We start from the raw sequence: 20,346 nt of genomic DNA, 5'->3' as shown, positions 1-20,346 counted from the left end.
ACCAATTAGTTACAAATAATCTAAAGGGGGTCAATTTATTTGCTCATTATATTGATTTTTGCAATAGTGATAATATATTTGATTATTTCTTCAAAATATCCAGAATCTAAAAGACCAAAGATTAGGTATGCTGTAGCTTTTTTTCTTTGTATACTTCTTGCAGTTCATCTTTACTTAGACTACTTTAGAATAGGGTCGTTTAATTCGCTGGTATTAAGCAACTTCCACAGTTCAAAGATCGTTTCGGTTATGTTGGCTAAAAACACTGACAATACTAAGGACAGCAAAATAAAAAGCACCAATGATGCAAAGACAATAAATGACTTGATATCGTATTTAAAGCAATTTAAACTTGTGCAGTATAATGGCAAGTATACCAGTGGAAATAATTATTCTTACGATATTGTCTTTTATACCAATAAAAAAGATGAGAGAATCGGAATAAGCGTAACCAATGAGAAATATATTGATGTCGCTATAACAACAGCTAAGACTTATCATTTATTCTTTTTTAATTGGTACAATAATATAAATAGCTATAAATCTTATAAGATAGTTAACGGCAATATAAATTCACATTTTTTAGATTCTGTATTAGATTCTATAAAAGATTAATTTCAAAATCTGTGATATTTATCACAAACTTTGTGCTGTTTTTGTTGTATAGTATATATTGGACAAAAATGAATGGAGGTTATCAAATGGTCAAAAGGAAGATAGTAAAGATCGATGAAGAGAAGTGCAATGGATGTGGACTTTGCATTTCACCATGTGTTGAAAGCGCAATAGTTTTAGTGAATGGGAAAGCCAAAGTCATAAGCGAGGAGCTTTGCGATGGCGCAGGTGTATGCTTGAATGTGTGTCCAACAGGCGCTTTGTCTATTGAAGAAAGGGAAGCAATGCCTTTTAACGAAGAAGCTGCGTTGAAGCACAAGGCTACAATTGACAAAGATAGATGTTCATATTGTGGCAACAGCGACGATGATGCACCAATTTTGACGTATAAATACAAAGGAGAGATAAAGCAAGTCTGCGTAAGATGTCTTCCGGCTCTTATTCACGGTTGATCCTTTTAGAGATGTTTGGCGGTTGAGAAGATGTACCAAGCTCTTTGTGGCGTGGTGAATGAACCACAGTGATGCTGTTCATGATTATTTCTATGTCTTCTTCACCGTCTTTTATTTTTTTTCTAAACTCCACTCTTGGTACAACTACTGTGACTTCATGTGGCACATCTATGTTTGTCTTCCTTTCTACCTCTACATCAAGGCCGTACAATCTTAATGTTATTTTGTCATATCCTCTGCTTCTTTTAAATAATTTTTTTGCCATATTTAATATACTTTTTATATTAACCATGATATAACCCCCAATACAATTTATGAAAAAAATGATATATACGTTCATACAGATGATGATGTATTGTATAAAATAACAAATTTGATAAAAAATATAGACAAACTCATAAAGAAAGGGTGTATTTATGAAAAATAATATGACGGCAGCAAATCTGCGCTCTGCATTTGGCGGGGAAAGCATGGCATATCAACGGTACAAATCGTGGGGTAAAATTGCCATGCAAGAAGGCTTTAAAAACGTATCAAAACTTTTTAATGCCATAGCGTATGCAGAGGAAGTTCATGCAGGAAATCATTTTAAAGCACATAAAGATATTGAAGGAGATTTTTTAGTGCCATCAATGGCTGGATTCGGCATAGGAAATACGTCTAACAATTTAGGTAAAGCCATAAGCGGAGAGCTTTTTGAAGTAAACGAGATGTATGCGACGTATATTGCTACAGCAGAATTTCAACAGGAACAGGAAGCTTTAAAGTCATTTACATGGGCAAGAGAAGCGGAAAAAATCCACGCTGATCTTTTCAAAGAAGCGAAACTATCAGTAGATATGGGGAAAGACGTAGGATTTAATGAAGTACATATATGCAGTGTTTGCGGTTATACAACAGTAGGACCTATACCTGAGAAGTGTCCCGTCTGTGGAGCAGAAAAAACGAAATTTGTGTCTTTTTAAAGAGGAAGGGATTATAACCTTCCTTTTAATTTCACACACTTAATCATTTTAGTTGACACACATTTGAATCACATCTAAATGAATTTCTTGCAATGTGTTTCACTGCACACATTTTTTTATATTAAGCCTAAGGGTTTATTTTGCTGTGCGTTGCAACATTGGCATCAAATTTGCACTTTATATATGGGGGAAGATTGTCTCGTCTAAATTACAATATTGATTGGAGGAGAGCCAATGAAAGGAAAGATTTTGATAACTCCAAGATCTTTGTGTCATAAGAAAAATGATATAATTGAAATGCTTAGTGATTACGAAGTTCTAATGAATGAGAGTGGAAGATCTTTTGTTGAAAATGAATTAAATGAGCTTATTCGAGACGTTGACGGCATCATTGTAGGAGTCGATAAAATAACCAAAGAAATTTTAGATAATGCTAAAAAATTAAAGGTTATCACAAAGTACGGTGTTGGATTGGATAATATTGATATAGAATACGCCAAAAAGTTAGGCATAAAGATAACTTACACGCCTGGTGCTAATAAAGAATCTGTTGCTGATTTAGTGTTTACGATGATATTGGAACTTAGCAGGCAACTATTTAAGATGGATAAAATCGTAAGAGATAATAGATGGGATAAAGTCATTGGCAGGGAAGTATATGGAAAGGTCATTGGTATAATCGGCACGGGAAATATCGGCAAAAGTGTTGCCAAAAGGGCTACAGGATTTGACATGAGAATATTGGGCTATGACATGTTTCCTGACTATGAATTTGCAAAAGAGATAGGGATGGAATATGTTGACTTGCAGACTTTACTAAAAAATTCAGACTATATAACACTTCACATACCGTTTACAGAAAGCATGCATCATTTTATAGATAGAGAAGAACTAGAAATGATTAAAACCACTGCATATATAATCAACACTTCACGTGGAGAACTTATAAATGAGGAAGCCTTGTACGAAGCTTTAAAGCAAAAAAGATTGGCTGGTGCGGCATTAGACGTATTTGAGATAGAGCCTCCATATAATAGCAAATTGATTAAACTGGAAAATGTGATACTTTCTCCACATTGCGGTGCATCTACAGAAGATGCCATAAATAGGATGAACATGATGGCTGTAGAAGGACTTAAAAGCATCTTAGAAGGTAAGGAGCCTAAATTTGTATATGCATAATGTGCCAAAGCTTAAAATGATAAAGTGCAAAAAACTTGTTATCTGGCTTAATTATGGGTGTAATTGCGTTTTTTAAAAGAAATCAGCAAAAATTTCAGATTGAATAAAATTATTACTGGTGATAAAATTTTAATATCATTTTTGAAAATTTCGCATTTTATTTCTAAAGATTTTGTGATAATTAAAGCATTATTTCTATTAATTGTAAAAGGAGCTGGTATAGGTAATGGATTTCAAAAGTAATGAAAGCATAAAAAGAAGCGATAAAGTTTATAAAAAACTAAAGGAGTTGACGGAATCTTTAAACTTCAATGATTTTAACGGTCCTTTAGGATATGACGCTTTATATATAGGAAAGATACTAAACATCTCCAGAAGCAATACCAGCAGGGAACTTAACAAGCTATTAAAATCAGGAAAAGCGATAAAAATAAAAGGTAAGCCGGTTTTGTATTTAGATAGATTGTATTTTAAGGAAAAATTCAGTTACCGTTTTACAAAGTCTGTTTTTGAAGATAGAAAAGATTTTGTGAATACATTAACAAGCGCAGGAATACTGAACCGAGAATCATTTCAACTTAGTCAAAATAATCACAATAAATTTATTAACGCTAAAAAGATCAACAATAAATATTCTGAAAGCATACTTGATAATATCATCGGTGCCAAAAGCAGCTTAAAAGAACAAATTTCAAAAGCAAAAGCAGCCATATTGTATCCTCCAAATGGGCTTCATACGCTGATAATTGGCCCTACAGGGGTTGGGAAGTCCACATTTGCCGAAATGATGTATAAGTTTGGCGTAGAAGCTAAAGTTTTTAAAAGCAATTCTCCTTTTGTAGTGTTTAATTGTGCTGACTATGCTCAAAATCCACAGTTGCTTATGTCTCAATTATTCGGCCATATTAAAGGTGCTTTTACTGGAGCAGACAAAGAAAAAAGAGGCCTCATTGAAGAAGCTGATGGCGGTATATTGTTTTTAGACGAAATTCACCGCATGCCACCGGAAGGGCAGGAGATGCTATTTACGCTTATTGACAATGGGAAATACAGACGACTTGGAGAGACTGAAAATGTTAGAAGTGTAAAAGTTCTGATTATTGCAGCAACAACTGAAAATCCTCATTCGGCTTTGCTTCACACTTTCTTAAGGCGCATTCCTATGGTAATTCAATTGCCAAGCCTTGACAAAAGAACGTTGATTGAGCGCTTTTTATTCATATATCAGTTCTTTTATGAGGAATACGAAAGACTAAATGTGCCTATTAAATTAGAAAATGATGCGTTAAAAGCAATAATGCTTTATGACTGTCCAGGCAATATTGGACAATTGAAAAGTGATATAAAGTTAATCTGTGCAAGAGCATTTTTGGATTATATCATTGAGGAAAAAGAGATGGTAGAGGTCTGTTTATCAACATTACCGCAAAATGCAAAAGAAGGCCTATTAAAAATTCACAATTTGAGGGATGAGATTGTATTCAAGGAAATAAGCAATAATGGAGATATAGTATTTAGCAAAAACACCGTAGGCGTAAAAGATAAATTGAACATTAATTTTCTAAAAAGTTCCTACAGTGCAGATGATGATTTGTATGACTTCATAATGGATAACTGGGAAAAGTTTAACAGACAAGGGATGTCATCAGAGCACATAAGGGAAAACATAGAAAATCAGATACAATTGTACTATAAAAATTATCTATATCCAATAGAACAGGATACTGACGGCGTCAACAGAAGTGTTTTGTTTAAGTTTGTTGATCCGTATATATTGACTGCTGTGGAATACGCTTTTAATGCCGTCCGTGAAAGCTTTGATGGAGTAATAACTCAGAAAGCAATTTATCTATTGTCATTTCACATAAAGACCATGATTGAGAGGCTTAAAGTAGGAATTGCTATTTCGCATCCTGATAGAGAAAGTATAGCAAGAGGTTATAAATCCGCTTATAGTGCTGCAAATGTCATAAAAGAGAGGCTTGAAGAAAAATTGAATATAGATATACCTGAAGATGAGACAGCCTTTATAGCGATGTTTTTACAGGCGTTGCAGTATGGGAAAAACAGCAGCAAAATTGGAATATTGGTTATGGCGCATGGAAATAGCACTGCCAGCAGTATTGCAGAAGTTACAAATAGACTTCTTGGCACTGATCATGTAAGAGCGTTGGATATGCCACTGGAAGAAAAACCAGAGGTAACTCTTGACAAGGCTATCAACATTATAAAAGAAATCGATCAAGGCAAAGGTGTGCTGATTCTGGTCGATATGGGGCTTCTCAGAACTTTTTCGGATATTATTACCGAAAAAACCGGTATAAAAACCAGGACGATTGAAATGGTCAGCACTCCATTAGTGCTTGAAGCTACAAGAAAGGCCTTGACTCCAGATATGGATATAGACAATTTGGTAGACGAAATAGTATCTTTGCATCCATTATTAAGTGGCGATAGCAACATGGGTGATATGAATTCAGGTACCACCAATATCTCGCTTTATGAAAAGAATTTAAAAGACCTTTTAGCACAGACATTAAATTTTTTAAATCCTGATAAGGTTTATCCTGTCTTAAAAGGAATTTTAAATGATATTCTCAATGAGAAGGATAAAAAAGTAGAGGACGAGATATGGATAAAATTTTTATTTCATTGTGCTTGTTTGATAGAGAGGGCGATTAGAAAGGACTATTTGCCAAATAGCGATTTGGATGTAATAAAAAACCGCAACAATGGTTCGTTTCAATTGATAAAAAAGCATTTTGAGGCTGTAGAAAATCTCTTTGGAATAGAGATTCCAGATAGTGAGTACGCCTATGTAGCAGAGATGATTGACACATATATTGACACACTTGATATTAGGGACATGACACACATTTGATTGGATAAAAACATTTACATTAAGAAGTGTTTTAATGGCACACATTTTAAAGACGGTGAATGTCTCTCCTAAGAGACATTCACTTGCGGATAGGTCATTTTTATGGCATGGTTTTTGCAATATAAAATTTATGAAAGACAAAACATCACATTTTGAAAGGATGATGATCTTGATAGGGATATTAGTCGTAACACACGGTGAGTTTGGCAAGGAATTATTAAAAAGTGCTGAATTAATATTAGGAAAACAGGAAAATGTCATATGTTTAGGATTAAATGAAGGTGATGATGTTTTAAAACTAAAAGATAAAGTAAGGCAAGGTATCATTGAGCTTGATGAAGGAGAAGGTGTGCTGGTCTTGACAGATATGTTTGGAGGAAGTCCTTTTAATGTGACGTCAGCCAACTTGAAGGAATTGACTTTTAATTATTTGACAGGAGTAAATTTGCCTATGCTTATTGAAGCATTGTCGTCAAGGCATAGCTGCGACGTCAATATGTTAGCTGATATGTGTTATAAATCAGGAATTGAAGGGATTAGAAACATGAATAAAGAAATTCTCAGCAAGTAAATTTATACGCCGCAATAAAGATGGCTCTTTTAGAGTTATCTTTAAATATAAAAACTTAATAAAAAAAGGAGGACTTTATATGCATGTAAGTATTAGTGCATCACAAGCTGCAATCATTGCTTTATGGGTAGCTATAGTTGAGGCACGTGCTCTTGGTTATTCAACATTGATGCTTCGCTTCACGCCATTGATGACAGGCCTTGTAGTAGGTATCGTCATGCACAATGTACCGGAAGCCATGGTAGTCACCGCTGCCATACAGCTAATATACATGGGGTTAATCGCACCTGGTGGAACATTGCCAAGTGAGCCAGCAGTTGCGGCTTCTATAGCAGTTCCGGTTGCGGTTATGGCACATCTTGATCCATCAGCAGCAATTGCAATCGCAGTGCCTGTAGGACTATTAGGGTCATACTTGTATTCTTTTAGATTCCTTTTGAATACGTTTGTATTACGACTTACGGATAAGTATGCAGAAGAATTAAATGATAGAGGTTTGACATTGACAATAATTGTTTTGCCTATTTTAGTTAGCCTTGTATTATTCTTCCCAGCCATATTTATAGCACTTTACAAAGGGACTCCATTGATAGCAGCGTTGATAAAAACCGTTACAGCCGGCAAGCTATTCCATGTTTTGACGGTAATAGGTGGAGGATTGCCTGCGCTAGGAATTGCGTTGACACTTACAGTTATAGGCAAGAGAAAATTTGTCGTATTTTTCCTCTTGGCATACTTTATGGCTGTCATACTAAAATCGTTAAATGTGAATACTGTGACATACGCTGTCTTAGGAGGAATAATGGCATATCTCTACGTTATGTTTACAAGCAAAGAAGCAGATAGCCAACAAATTTGAAGGAGGTAAGTGGCATGGAAGATGTAAAAGCGAAAAACAGTGTAAATTCGGCAGAAATTGATGACGGCAGTAAAAAAATCACAAGAAAAGATTTGCTTTTAGGATGGTTTAGATGGTGGTACGCCAATGAAATACCTCATACATTTGATAGAATGTTGGCACCCTCACTTTTGTTTGGGTTAATGCCTATTTTAAGGAAAATATACAAAAAGAATGAGGATCTTAAAGAAGCGTATAAAAGGCATCTTTTGTTTTACAATACGCAAGCAGTATGGGGCGGTGGCACAATACTTGGAATAACGGCATCATTGGAGGAGGAAAGGGCTAAAAAGCTAAATGAAGGCAAAATCGATGAAGCAGTTGATCCAGAGATCATAAATAGCACGAAGGTTGGATTGATGGGACCTTTGGCAGGCATAGGCGACGCAATAGATTCAGGTACGGTACAGTATATTTTAATAGGCATATTCCTACCGTGGGCAAAAGCTGGCAGTGCATTGGGAGCTTTTCTTCCTTGGATATTGTTTGTTGCATTGACATTCACATACGGATATTATTTTACTGAATTGGGATATAGGCTTGGGCGTTCTGCAGTTGTTGAAATTGTCAGTGGTGCAAGAATTAGAAAAATCATTGATGGATTATCTGTTTTAGGTACTTTTATGATGGGAATTTTGGCGGCTTCTTATGTGACAGTAAATACATCGTTAAAATGGACTTTGTCAGGAAAACAATTCGTCTTACAGGATATTTTAGACAAAGTATTGCCTGGCTTGTTGCCACTGTTGACAGTTATGCTTGTATATTGGTATTTCTCAAGAAAAGGTTTAAAAATAGTGAAAGTGCTTTTGTGGTTAATAGTCATATTTGCGGTTTTAGGCTTTACAGGACTTTTATAATATTCATGGTTTAGCTTAATTGCCTTTAAAGGCGATTTAGCTAAACCTCTATTTTAAATCATGAGAAAGGATGATCACTGTGGGAGAAATCATTTTTGCCAGAATAGATGACAGACTGATACATGGTCAAGTTATGACAAAATGGGTAAAAGGGTATAATTGCAACTCAATATTTGTCATTGACGACCAATTAGCAAAAGATGAATTTATGAAAAATATTTACATCATGTCTGCTTCTACTGCTAATATTACATTGAAAATATTGACCGTCGATGATTCAATAAAATTGTGGGAGAAAGATCATTACGACGGATTTAAAGTTATATTATTGTTTAAAAACATAAAAACAGTTAAAGACACCATTGAAAAAGGACTGCCTATAAAGAAGCTAAACATTGGCGGTATAGCAAAAAGCGCAGACAGAAAATTCATAATACCTACTGTAAGCCTTAACAAAGAAGAGACGGAATCACTTTTAGAGCTTGAAGAAAATTATGGTGTGGAAATATTCTTCCAGACAGTGCCTGAAAGCAAGAGAGTTGGACTTGACGCTGCGCTTGGTGTGTTTAACATTAAAAGATGATTTCATATTTCCAAGAATCTACTATTGCAATGAAAAGCATTTAGGTATATACTGTAGTCAACAAGATGGTCCTGAGGAGTTTAGTTACGGTGAATTTGTTTTCAACCAACACCATGACAACGGGAATTTGGGTTCAATTACGTATGAAAAGCCCACATTGATGGGACTTCAGAAGTAATTGACAGGATACCCACTTTAGAAGCGGGCTTGAAAACATAGCCGAACGGCTTCGCGGGATAGATTGGATGTAAAAAAAACCGGCAATTGCCGGTTTTTTTTATACACAGATTTAAAAAGATCTTCAATTGTAATATAATTTATGGTGAGGTGATTTTATGAATCTAAAAGTAGAAGGTACTGTCTTTACTTTTCCAGATCATGTGACATTGGAAGAAATATCAGAGCAGTTTAAAGACAACCATAAGTATAAGATAGTTGCGGCAAAAGTTGATAATCTCATGGTTGACTTGTCTACAAGTGTAGATAGAGAGTGTGAGATACAATTTGTCGATATGTCGACAGAAGAAGGGATGATGGTATACAGAAGAAGCCTCACATTTGTATTGATTAAAGCGGCAAAAGACATCTTGCCTGATTCAAAAGTTACCATTGAGCACTCTTTAGGTAAAGGTTTGTACTGTGAGATTCATGGTTCTACTGTAAACAATAAAATCGTGCATGATATAAAGTGCAGGATGAGAGAGATAATAGATGCAGATTATCCCATAATAAAAAAGTATTTAGACAAAGAAAGTGCTGTTAATCTATTCTCGAAAGAAGGCTTAGAAGAAAAAGTAAGTCTTTTTAAGTACAGCGATAAAGAAAAAATCCCTGTTTATTTTTGCGAAGATGTTGTAGATTTTTTCTACAGCCCATGTGTTCCATCTACAGGCTATTTGAAGCTGTTCGATCTTATACTCTATTTTCCAGGAGTTATACTTTTATTTCCTGAACCAAAAAGTCCAGATGTGCTTCCTGTATTTGAAGATGTTCCTAAATTGGCATCTGTATTTAAAGAAGCTGAGGAATGGGCAAATATACTTAATATAGGATATGTAGCGTCTTTAAATGATATGATTAAAAGCGGCAATGGGAGAGAGCTTGTCTTAATATCGGAAGCGCTTCATGAAAAGAAGATTGCCACCATTGCAGATCATATATATCAAAATAAAATGATAAAGTTGGTCCTTATTGCAGGTCCTTCCTCATCCGGTAAAACGTCATTTGTCCACAGATTAAGTGTTCAACTTAGAGTAAATGGATTAAAACCGCTGCCAATATCACTTGACAATTATTTTTTGCCGAGAGAATTGACGCCAAAAGACGAATTTGGCAACTACAATTTTGAAACGATCGATGCTTTGGATTTAGAGCTTTTTAATGATCACATAATAAAGCTTATGCAAGGTGAAGAAGTAGAGCTTCCGATTTTTAACTTCAAAAAAGGAGAAAGAGAAAAAGTAGGAAGAAAGGTTAAACTTGACAGAAATCACATAATCCTTGTAGAAGGCATACACGGTTTAAACGAAAAGCTTACAAAGGATATACCAAAAGACAGCAAGTACAGGATATACATAAGCGCTTTGACACAGTTAAATCTTGATGAGCACAACAGAATATCTACTACTGAGACTCGACTTTTAAGAAGGATTGTGAGAGATAATCAGTTCCGCTCCAGCGATGCCGAGGAGACAATTCTTATGTGGCCTTCTGTAAGGAAAGGTGAGGAAAACTATATTTTCCCATACCAGGAAGATGCAGATATCATGTTTAATTCTTCGCTTCCTTATGAATTGCCTGTTATAAAAAAGTACGCTGAGCCACTTTTAAGAAAGATAAATAAAGACAGCAAGGCGTTTTCGGTTGCGCAGGAGCTTTTAGAGATATTGAGTTACTTTGTAAATTTAGAAGATGAATCTGCTATACCACCAAATTCTTTGATGAAAGAATTCATTGGCGGAAGTTGTTTGGATGTGTAAAAAGTTCTAAAAGGGTATTGAATTAATATATTATTAGTGCTAATATTTTTTTAAGAAGAATTTTGGTCTTTTTGGTAATTTTAATTTTATTGGTTAAGGAGGAGAAGCTATGAACATCATCGATCCTGTTGTTGGAGCCATTATCAATTACATCGACAAAGATCCAGAGAAAAACCTTCAAGCAATGGCCAATCTAATGTCAAAAATAGCGGTGCTGCCGAATCACAGACAGCAAATAGAAAGTGTAAAATCGTTTTTAGACGACAAGGACAGCAACTGGTACAAGTTCACAGTCAAAGGGATCAAAAACATTGACAAGAACATCTTAAAGACGCTCATGATAAACTTCCTTGTTAATGCCAGCCTTAAAGGCATTCCGAAACAGCAAGAATGGGAACAAAAATTAGATGCCAATGTTCCGTGGGCGATACTTATGGATCCTACTGAAGCTTGCAATCTAAATTGTGTGGGCTGTTGGGCAGGAAAGTACAATCCTCATAATCTATCATTTGAAACGATGGATAGAGTTTGCAAAGAAGCAGAAGAACTGGGGGTCTATTTCATAGTTTTATCTGGCGGTGAGCCGACCGTCAGGATGAAGGACATAATAAAACTTGCTGAAAATCATAAGAATCAAGTATTTCATTTGTTTACAAATGGTACGCTTATAGATGAGGACATGGTAAAAGAAGTAAAAAGAGTGGGAAATATAACATTTGCAGTAAGCATTAACGGCTTAAAAGACAAAAATGATGAGATAAGAGGCAAAGGCACTTTTGATAAAGTGATGAAAGCCATGGATCTTATGAGAGAAAATGGGGTATTATTCGGTTACTCTGCTACATACACTAAAACTAATATTGAAGAAATATTCAGTGATGAGTTTGTAGATATGATGATAGACAAAGGTGCTTACTTTGCATGGTACTTTACTTACATTCCTGTTGGGAAAGATCCGGATGTAAAATTCATGGTGTCACCTGAGCAGAGGAAATACGCTTATGAAAGGATTAACTATATAAGAGCTACGAAAGAGCTATTTGCTATCGACTTCTGGAATGACGGTGAGTTCAGCGGAGGATGCATAGCAGGAGGTAAGAGGTATCTTCACATAAATGCAGCAGGGGATGTTGAGCCATGTGCTTTTATCCATTACGCCAATGTAAACATAAATGACGTAAGTTTGAAGGAAGCCCTTATGTCTCCTATTATGAAAGCGTACAGAAAGAGGATGCCGTTTAATCAAAATCATTTGAGGCCATGCCCGCTTATAGACAACCCAGAAGAGCTTTTAAATATAGTGAGGGAATCCAAGGCAAAACATACGGAAAACAGCGATGCATCGCATATTGAAAATTTGTACAGCGATTTAGAGAAAGTTGCAGAAAGATGGGGAGAAGTAGCGGATGATATCTGGAATTCAAAGGCATCTGTCAAAAAAGAAGCTTGACTGCGAAGGCAAAATACCCTATTATATGTAAGAGAAATGGGGTGTTTGTGTGCCTTTAACTAAAAGAAAGGTAGACTTTTTGGAAACGCTTATAAAGCTTTATGACAAGGATAAAGCTCCCGTACACTATGCTGACGTCGCAAATTTTATGGGCATAAGCAAATGGACTGCCTATGATATGTTGACAGAATTAGAAGAATTGGGATATGTGAAACGGCAGTATTTTATTGGCGAAGATAAATCTATAGGCAGATCTATATTGGTTTACATGCCTAATGAAAGCGCTTATGATGTTGTGAATAAAAGCAGCATACACGAGTGGAACAGCGTAAAAGAAGTCTTATTGAATGTTATCAAAAAAAACGATGATTCCATATCAGTAGATGATTTTATAAACGAAAAAAAAGCTGCTTTAAAGCCTCTTAAGTTTTGTGCTTACGCATTGACAACGCTGCTTTTACAGATTAAGACACTTGATGTAGCAGTAATTGAAAATATAAAAAATTCCATAAATATTAATGGCAGTGAAGCGCCTGTGATTTTGTTTGTGGGAATCGTAATTGGATTTTACATCGATTATCATTTATCCAGTGAAAGCAGAAAAGTTTTTGAGAAAGTCAATATATTTCACAAATATATAAAAGAGCTAAGCACAAATGACAAGACGCTGTTGAATAACTTTTTAAAAGAATCGCTTTTGTACATTTAAGACCGTTTAGGTCTTTTTTTGTATAATAATAGTTTTTTTTAAGAAACTAAATTTAGGAGGTGCTTTTATGAACAGAGAAAAAGAGATAAGTGAGATAATGGACTTTGTGGAAAGGTACAAAGAATCTATGGCCAGTCAAATGGTAGTATCGCGGATTTTAGGTGATAAAGGTGCTAAGGTAAATGAAGAAACTATTGACAAGTTTAAAAACAGGATTGTAAACGCTGCAGATGACGATTTGGAAGCGTGTTACTATATAATAAAATAAATATTTTGTTTTTTGCAAAAATATGTTATATTAGATGTATAAAATAGCATAGGAGGTAAAACTATGAAAGTATATGTAGATCAAGATTTGTGCATAGCTTGTGGCCTTTGCATCGACACGTGCCCAGCAGTTTTTGATTGGAATGATGAAGGCAAATCACAGGCAATAGTCGATGAAGTGCCTGAAGGAGAAGAGCAGGCTTGCCGTGATTCTATAGATGGTTGTCCTACTGAGGCAATAAAAGAAATATGATTTTTGAGTAAAATACAATTTTGGATATATACCTTCGCTGGAGGAAAAATAAAAGCGGAGGTGTTTTTTCTATGTCAAAGGGAAAAAAGCTTTATAGAAAAGCAGAAGACGAGCTTGAAAGTTTAAAGGAAGAAGTTGCTGAAGAATTGCACCTTGATGATGACATTGAAAGACGAGGCTATGAAAATATGACCACCAGAGAAGTCGGGAAAATTGGCGGCAATATGGTTAAAAAGATGATTAAGTACGCTGAAAAACAGATGGATGAAAAAGACGGCAAGATAGATTGATATTAGGCTGAAGGATGTCCTTCAGCTTAATATTTATAGGTAAATTCAATCATATAATGAAGCAATCATCAGTAATTTAAAAGAAGGGAAAAAAGAGTCTATGTCGAATTCTTATTTATAAAGGAGGGCTTTGAATGAGGGAATTAACAGCAGAAAATCTTAAAAGGCATATAGATCCAGATTTGCTTGGCTTTGAAACGACGGATGATGTTGAACCTTTAAAAGATCTTATAGGGCAGGAAAGAGCCAAAGACGCCATGGAGTTTGGTTTAAAAATCAAGCAAAAAGGATACAACATATTCATTACTGGGCTTACTGGCACAGGTAAATCCAGCTTTGCCGTAAGCAGCGTTTCAGAAGTGGCATCGTCGGAGAAGGTACCAGATGATTGGGTGTACGTTTTTAATTTTGATAAACCATCACAGCCTATTGCCATAAATTTAAGGCCAGGTGATGGCAAAAGATTTAAAAACGACATGAAAGATTTTGTGGAGCAGCTTCAAAGAGAAATCCCTAAGGCATTTAATTCAAAGGCATACGACTTGCAAAAAAATGAAATCGTGAAGAAATTTCAGGATAGAAAGAATCAATTGATCCAAGAGCTAAACGATTTAGCAAAGAATTTTGGCTTTGTGCTTAAAGAGACAAAGACTGGCATAGTAAGCATACCTGTTGTAGATGGAAAACAGATAAGCAACGAAGAATACGAACTATTGGATGATGAGAAAAGGAAAGAGATAGAAGCCAAAGCGGCAAATTTTGAAGAAAAGGCGCTGCAGATATGGAAGGATATACAAAATATAGACAAAGAAACAAGAGATGCTGTTCACGAGCTTGACAATAACGTAGGGCTTATGGCCGTTGGACATCTGATCGATGATTTAAGAGATAAATACGCCCAATATGACGGCGTAATGAGATACCTTGACAGCCTTCAAAGAGATATACTGGAAAATATCGATAATTTTAGAAGCGATGATGACGAAGACAGTCAATTTCCATTCATCATGCGAAAGAATAAAAAAGATGTTTTTAAAAAGTACAGTGTAAATCTTTTTGTTGATAACAGCAATACAAATGGTGCACCTGTTGTGGTAGAGTACAATCCAAACTACAACAATGTATTGGGAAATATCGAATATGAAAGTGATTTTGGAGTGGCAATTACAGATTTTACGAAGATTAAAGCAGGTGCCCTTCATAAGGCAAACGGAGGATATCTTATTCTGCAAGCTAAGGATGTCTTAACGTATCCATACGTATGGGATGCCATTAAGCGTACACTGAAGACAGATAAAATAGTCATAGAGAATGTTGCATCATCATACGGCCTTTTGTCCATATCATCACTAAAGCCTGAGCCAATTGACTTGAATGTGAAGGTAATACTCATAGGGACGCCGTATTTATACTATATCCTTTATAACTATGATGATGACTTTAAAAAGCTTTTTAAAGTTAAGGTTGACTTCAACGATGTGATGGATTTAAGCGAAGAAAATATCTTGAAAATGGCTTCTTTTATAAAGAAACATTGTGTCGAGGAAAATTTGAGACCTTTTCACAAGACTGGAGTGGCAAAAGTCATTGAGTATTCAACAAGGATATCAGAAGATCAAAACAAATTATCGACACAGTTTAATGATATCGTAGAGATTCTATACGAATCAAACATTTGGGCGGAAATAGAAGGAAACAAAGTTGTCATGGCTCACAATGTGGAAAAGGCTATAAGGGAAAAGACAAAGCGGGTCAACATGATAGAGGAGAAGTATATAGAATACTTTAAAGATGGAACGTTTTTGATGGATGTAGATGGTGAAAAAGTTGGGATTGTAAATGGACTTTCTGTCATAAATTTAGGTGATTACCAATTTGGAAAGCCTTCCAGAATAACGGTTACTACTTACCCTGGCGAAGAAGGTGTAGTAAACATCGAAAGAGAAATCAAAATGAGTGGTCACATTCACGACAAAGGGGTCATGATAATAACAGGATTTATAGGTAATAGATATGCGTTGGATTTTCCGCTTACTTTATCGGCCAGAATATGCTTTGAGCAGCTTTACGAAGGCGTAGAAGGAGACAGTGCCTCCAGCACAGAGCTTTACGGACTCCTTTCGAGCTTGTCGGACATTCCTATTAGACAGGAAATAGCCGTAACCGGCTCTGTCAATCAATTTGGAGTCATACAGCCTGTAGGAGGCGTAACACATAAAATCGAAGGATTTTACAAGTTATGCAAAGTAAAGGGACTGACAGGTAGGCAAGGCGTCATAATCCCAGAGCAAAATGCCATAAACCTTGTTTTGGACGATGAGATAATAGATGCATGCAGGATGGGGAAATTTCACATATACACTGTAAATACAATAGATGAAGGTATGGAAATATTGACAGGCCACAAGATGAGTGATATAAACGAAAGGGTGAAAAACAAGCTAAGATCGTTTTACGACATACTGACAAAAGAAAAGTCATCTGTTAAAGAAAGGAATGTTTGATGTGACTTGTGTCACAAAAGAGGAAATTAAGGAGTTTGCATATAAGTCTGGCATTGACGTGATAGGCTTTGCAAGTCCTGACTGTCTTTTTGAGTATAGGGATTTATTGCTTTATAGACTCAACAATGGTTTAAATTGCAATATTGAAGAAAATGATGTAGAAAAAAGGATAAATCCCTATTATCTGCTTGATGAAGTCAAAGCTATAATATCTGTCGCTATATCGTACAATGTAGATTATAAATTTGATTCTCTAAAGTCTGGATATGGCACTATTTCAAAGACTGCATGGGGCGTAGATTATCATAAAGTCATGATTGATTTGCTTAGGAATCTGGAAAAATTCATTTCATCTAAATGCGGTGCCGTCAAAACTGTTTTGCTTGTTGACAACAATCCGCTTTTGGAGAGAGCTATTGCTTATAATGCAGGCATTGGATTCTTCGGGAAAAATAATATGATAATAAATGAGGAATATGGATCATATTTATTTTTGGGAGAGATGCTGATAAACGTGCCATTTGAACCAGACTCCAAAGTTGAGTCGAAATGTGGCAGTTGTGCAAGATGCCTTAAAGCGTGTCCTGGGAAAGCGTTGATTGAAGAATACAAAATAGATGCCAACAAATGCTTGTCGTATGCTACAATTCAAAAAGGATATTTAAGCGACAGCACATTAAAAAGATTAGGTACTCGCATATATGGCTGTGATACGTGCCAAGATGTTTGTCCTTTCAATGAAAAGGCGAAGAAAGTCACAAGGCGTGAGTTTACGCCTCAAAACCTTAAACCTAAACACGATTTGAAAGACATTTTGTGCCTTGACAACAAAAAGTTCAAAGAATTGTTTGGTGCTACTTCGGCATCTTGGAGAGGAAAAAATACTATAATAAGGAATGCTATAATTGCGGCTATCAACTTAAATGACAAGGATTCAATCCAACCATTGAGAAAACTTATAAGCTCTGAAAGTGCTTATATAAGAGGATATAGTGCATACGCATTAAGCATTCTTGATAAGGAAAATGCTTTTCCGCATATTGAAAAAGCTTATCTAAATGAAAAAGATGAAACTGCAAAAGAGTTCATGAAGAAAGCTATGATGAATATTAGAGGTGAGACTTTTGAGGATAACGAAAGATGAAGCGCTGGAGGTTCTGGAAATTCTTAAAAAGACATATCCTGATGCAAAACCTGGTTTACACTTTAAAAATGCCTTTGAGCTTTTGATAGCCACAATATTGTCAGCACAGTGTACCGACAAAAGGGTCAACATGGTTACAGAAAAACTTTTTAAAAAGTACAAATCGCCATTTGACTTTAAAGATGTTGACCCATTAGAATTTGAAGAAGAAATAAAGGATTGCGGTCTTTACAGGAACAAGTCCAGAAACATAATAAACACTTGCAGGATTTTGTGCGACAAGTACGGCGGTACTGTCCCTGATGATATGGAAAAACTTATGGAGCTACCGGGTGTTGGAAGGAAAACAGCAAATGTGGTTATAAGCAATGCTTTCAAAAAAGATGCGATTGCTGTCGATACACATGTTTTTAGGGTATCAAATAGGATTGGACTTGCTGAAAGCGATGATGTTTTAAAGACAGAATATCAGCTTATGGATATTATTCCTAAAAATTTGTGGTCTTTGTCTCATCATCTTCTTATATACCACGGGAGAAACATCTGTGCGGCACGGAAGCCTAAGTGCGATATTTGCCCCATCAATCATATTTGTAAGTTTTATAAAAATTTTATAAAAAATTAATCAGTATGTAATTTATTTGCAAAGTATTTGTAATATAATTAAATTGTTCTAAGTTAAAAAACTAAATAATGGGGAGATCAAAATGGAGACAAAGGACACAAAAATCATAAAAAGTAAAAGAAATTATTTTTACATTATTCTTCTTTTATTAATAATCACCGTGTTTGCTGGTTCATTTGTGATGTTTTATTCTGTCATGAATCAAAATACTATTGCAAAAGGTGTTTTTGTAAATGGTATAAGCCTCAGTGGGCTTACTAAATCTGAAGCGTATGCAAAACTGCAAGATAACCTTAAGGCGGTAAACAATTTAAAAGTCGCTTTAAAATACAATGACAAGCAGTTTGTGCTTCCGAGCGGTGACGTTAAAATAAGCTACGACTATGATGCTATCGTCAATGAAGCTTATTCTATAGGCAAAAGTGGGAATTTCATAAATCGCATAAAGACGATATATGATGTTTCAAAAAATGGTAAATATCTCGAATATAGGCCTACAGCCGATTTTAACGGTTTAGATAAATTTGTGATGGACATATCGAAAAGCATAGACAAAAATCCTGTTGACGCTAAAATATACGTATCTGACGGTAAGATAAACATTACAAATGATATTTCTGGTTTAAAAGTCGATGCAAATAAGACAATTGAAAGTATAAAAAGTGCGGTTAAGAGCGTGATCATATCTGGCGATAAAGACTATGTAGAAATTCCTGTTACAGTTAAAGAAGTCGATGCAGACATAAAAGCGTCAGAACTCAGCATGATAAAAAGCAAAATCGTCAGCTTTTCTACACAATTTAATACTGGTGACGCAAATAGGTCAGAAAATCTTGCTGTAGCTGCAAAAGCTGTAAACGGCAAGCTGCTTATGCCGGGGCAAGTCTTTTCACTTAATAAAACGTTAGGGCCAAGAATCATACAGAATGGATATAAAGAAGCGCCTGTGATAATCGGCAACAAGCTTGTTCCCGATATAGGTGGTGGGGTTTGTCAAGTCGCCACTACCCTTTACAATGCTGCACTACGGGCAGATATGAAAATCGATGAGAGATACCACCATACATTTCCGGTTGGCTATGTGTCGCCGGGCCAAGATGCTACGATCTCGGGGGACGTCCTCGATTTAAAGTTTGAAAATCCAACGAAATACCCTATATACATTGAATCGTATATAAGCGGAAACAATTTTGTAGTGAACTTTTACGGATATTCGGAAGATCCAGGGAAAAGGATCGATATATATTCTGAAATTGTGGAGAAGTACGAGCCTAAGGTGACATACGTTGATGATCCTACACTGCCTGAGGGAGTCACTCAGGTAGATGTGGAAAAGCATACAGGATACAAGGTGAATACTTACAGGCTTATTTATGAGAACAACGTTTTGGTGAAAAAGGAATTTTTGTATACAGACATATATAAGCCAGTTGACGGTGTCATAAGGCGTGGTGTAAAAAAAGACGAGGTAAGTAACAATGAAAGTGTTCAGAGCCAAATTGATGAAAAGAATGTATCTACAGAGGATTTAAATGGAAAACCTCAAAACATAAATCCTACAAATTAAAAAAACGAGCATCGCTCGTTTTTTTAATTTGTCATCTTCGTTTTGCAATCAGGGCAGTAGCCATAAAAATACAGCTTTTGATCCATCAAAAGGTAATCTGTGTATTTGCTTACTTCACCAAGAAGATCATCTAACGCTGAGTCATCAAGGTCATCTACCCTGTTGCATCCGTAACATATCAAATGCGGATGTGAATTGACATTTGCGTCGTATCTAAAGCTACCTTCACCAACATTAAGTTCTTGCACAAGGCCTATACTCTTTAGCATTTCAAGTGTCTTGTAGACAGTAGCCAAACTCATTGTTGGGAAATCGGACGACAACGTCTTGTATATGGTCTCAGCACTTGGATGTTCCTTGGTATTTTTAAGCATGTTAATGATAGCAAGTCTTTGAGGTGTAACTTTTAATCCCTTTTCTTTCAGGATTGACGAGATATCGTCCATCATATCCCTTCTTTCTATGAAATATTAATTAATAAGATTTCTCTTGTAATATTTATAGTTACATTATACTATTGCGATTTCATGCTGTCAATCATTTTTTAAAAT

21 protein-coding genes and 1 other RNA gene are annotated in these 20,346 nt (G+C 35.6%); 20 read left to right on the top strand and 2 right to left on the bottom strand.

All coding sequences use genetic code 11. The annotated features are described in order from the left end of the window. The first annotated feature begins 39 nt into the window (after positions 1–39). The gene (locus JJQ93_RS06700) at positions 40–615 is read left to right on the top strand and encodes a hypothetical protein (RefSeq protein ID WP_085111578.1); all 576 of its coding nucleotides are present in this window, start codon (positions 40–42) and stop codon (positions 613–615) included. 86 nt (positions 616–701) lie between these two features. Further along, positions 702–1,067, top strand: coding sequence for an ATP-binding protein (locus JJQ93_RS06695; RefSeq protein ID WP_013787579.1), 366 nt, complete (start codon positions 702–704; stop codon positions 1,065–1,067). Here the strand turns inward: JJQ93_RS06695 and JJQ93_RS06690 are convergent. After that, a complete protein-coding gene (locus tag JJQ93_RS06690; RefSeq protein ID WP_085111577.1) occupies positions 1,054–1,359 on the bottom strand; it encodes a hypothetical protein in 306 nt (101 codons plus the stop codon). The two genes, JJQ93_RS06695 and JJQ93_RS06690, sit on opposite strands and share 14 nt — an antisense overlap. 124 nt (positions 1,360–1,483) lie before the next feature. On the opposite strand from JJQ93_RS06690, the gene JJQ93_RS06685 reads away from it, so the two are divergent. The 18 genes from JJQ93_RS06685 to JJQ93_RS06600 all read left to right on the top strand — a co-directional run bounded on the left by JJQ93_RS06685 (position 1,484) and on the right by JJQ93_RS06600 (position 19,795). Next, positions 1,484–2,032 (top strand): rubrerythrin family protein, encoded by a 549-nt coding sequence (locus tag JJQ93_RS06685; RefSeq protein ID WP_274893176.1) that lies wholly within the window; start codon positions 1,484–1,486, stop codon positions 2,030–2,032. 234 nt (positions 2,033–2,266) lie between these two features. After that, on the top strand, positions 2,267–3,214 hold the full coding sequence (locus JJQ93_RS06680) for a phosphoglycerate dehydrogenase (protein WP_274893175.1): 948 nt from the start codon (positions 2,267–2,269) through the stop codon (positions 3,212–3,214). Positions 3,215–3,440: 226 nt separating this feature from the next. Continuing rightward, on the top strand, positions 3,441–6,095 hold the full coding sequence (locus JJQ93_RS06675; RefSeq protein ID WP_274893174.1) for a sigma-54-dependent transcriptional regulator: 2,655 nt from the start codon (positions 3,441–3,443) through the stop codon (positions 6,093–6,095). A 34-nt stretch (positions 6,096–6,129) separates the two neighbouring features. After that, a complete protein-coding gene (locus JJQ93_RS06670) occupies positions 6,130–6,666 on the top strand; it encodes a PTS sugar transporter subunit IIA (protein WP_274893173.1) in 537 nt (178 codons plus the stop codon). Between the two features lie 79 nt (positions 6,667–6,745). Next, positions 6,746–7,525 (top strand): PTS mannose/fructose/sorbose/N-acetylgalactosamine transporter subunit IIC, encoded by a 780-nt coding sequence (locus tag JJQ93_RS06665; protein WP_013787585.1) that lies wholly within the window; start codon positions 6,746–6,748, stop codon positions 7,523–7,525. A gap of 14 nt (positions 7,526–7,539) precedes the next feature. After that, positions 7,540–8,424, top strand: coding sequence for a PTS system mannose/fructose/sorbose family transporter subunit IID (locus tag JJQ93_RS06660; protein WP_085111573.1), 885 nt, complete (start codon positions 7,540–7,542; stop codon positions 8,422–8,424). A 79-nt stretch (positions 8,425–8,503) separates the two neighbouring features. Further along, entirely contained in the window at positions 8,504–9,007 is a 504-nt protein-coding gene (locus tag JJQ93_RS06655) for a PTS sugar transporter subunit IIB (RefSeq protein ID WP_206198988.1), read from the top strand. Positions 9,008–9,072: 65 nt separating this feature from the next. Beyond that, positions 9,073–9,249, top strand: a non-coding RNA gene (gene ssrS, locus JJQ93_RS06650) — 6S RNA. A gap of 93 nt (positions 9,250–9,342) precedes the next feature. Continuing rightward, the gene (locus tag JJQ93_RS06645; protein ID WP_274893172.1) at positions 9,343–10,986 is read left to right on the top strand and encodes a nucleoside kinase; all 1,644 of its coding nucleotides are present in this window, start codon (positions 9,343–9,345) and stop codon (positions 10,984–10,986) included. A 109-nt stretch (positions 10,987–11,095) separates the two neighbouring features. Continuing rightward, positions 11,096–12,436 carry a radical SAM/SPASM domain-containing protein gene (locus tag JJQ93_RS06640; RefSeq protein ID WP_274893171.1) on the top strand — a complete coding sequence of 447 codons (1,341 nt, stop codon included), beginning with the start codon at positions 11,096–11,098 and terminating at the stop codon, positions 12,434–12,436. 49 nt (positions 12,437–12,485) lie between these two features. After that, positions 12,486–13,145, top strand: coding sequence for a helix-turn-helix domain-containing protein (locus tag JJQ93_RS06635; RefSeq protein ID WP_038069752.1), 660 nt, complete (start codon positions 12,486–12,488; stop codon positions 13,143–13,145). Positions 13,146–13,212: 67 nt separating this feature from the next. Next, the gene (locus JJQ93_RS06630) at positions 13,213–13,413 is read left to right on the top strand and encodes a hypothetical protein (protein WP_014759327.1); all 201 of its coding nucleotides are present in this window, start codon (positions 13,213–13,215) and stop codon (positions 13,411–13,413) included. A gap of 63 nt (positions 13,414–13,476) precedes the next feature. Continuing rightward, a complete protein-coding gene (locus JJQ93_RS06625) occupies positions 13,477–13,665 on the top strand; it encodes a ferredoxin (protein WP_013787592.1) in 189 nt (62 codons plus the stop codon). A 71-nt stretch (positions 13,666–13,736) separates the two neighbouring features. Then, positions 13,737–13,955, top strand: coding sequence for an alpha/beta-type small acid-soluble spore protein (locus JJQ93_RS06620; protein ID WP_014759326.1), 219 nt, complete (start codon positions 13,737–13,739; stop codon positions 13,953–13,955). A gap of 134 nt (positions 13,956–14,089) precedes the next feature. After that, positions 14,090–16,459: a Lon protease family protein gene (locus JJQ93_RS06615; protein WP_274893170.1), complete on the top strand. Its 2,370-nt coding sequence runs from the start codon at positions 14,090–14,092 to the stop codon at positions 16,457–16,459. A 1-nt stretch (position 16,460) separates the two neighbouring features. Continuing rightward, the gene (queG, locus tag JJQ93_RS06610; RefSeq protein ID WP_274894075.1) at positions 16,461–17,603 is read left to right on the top strand and encodes a tRNA epoxyqueuosine(34) reductase QueG; all 1,143 of its coding nucleotides are present in this window, start codon (positions 16,461–16,463) and stop codon (positions 17,601–17,603) included. Continuing rightward, entirely contained in the window at positions 17,584–18,228 is a 645-nt protein-coding gene (gene nth, locus JJQ93_RS06605) for an endonuclease III (RefSeq protein WP_274893169.1), read from the top strand. The genes queG and nth overlap by 20 nt, the downstream gene beginning before the upstream one ends. 82 nt (positions 18,229–18,310) lie before the next feature. Further along, positions 18,311–19,795 carry a VanW family protein gene (locus JJQ93_RS06600; protein WP_274893168.1) on the top strand — a complete coding sequence of 495 codons (1,485 nt, stop codon included), beginning with the start codon at positions 18,311–18,313 and terminating at the stop codon, positions 19,793–19,795. A 23-nt stretch (positions 19,796–19,818) separates the two neighbouring features. Here the strand turns inward: JJQ93_RS06600 and perR are convergent, their stop codons facing one another. Then, entirely contained in the window at positions 19,819–20,241 is a 423-nt protein-coding gene (perR, locus tag JJQ93_RS06595; protein WP_014759321.1) for a transcriptional regulator PerR, read from the bottom strand. Between the last annotated feature and the right edge of the window lie 105 nt (positions 20,242–20,346).

Source organism: Thermoanaerobacterium sp. R66 (assembly GCF_028895185.1).
In the GTDB taxonomy this organism is placed as follows: Bacteria; Bacillota; Thermoanaerobacteria; order Thermoanaerobacterales; family Thermoanaerobacteraceae; genus Thermoanaerobacterium.
The sequence above is the reverse complement of the archived record's forward strand: the minus strand, read 5'-3'. Positions and strand labels throughout refer to the sequence as shown.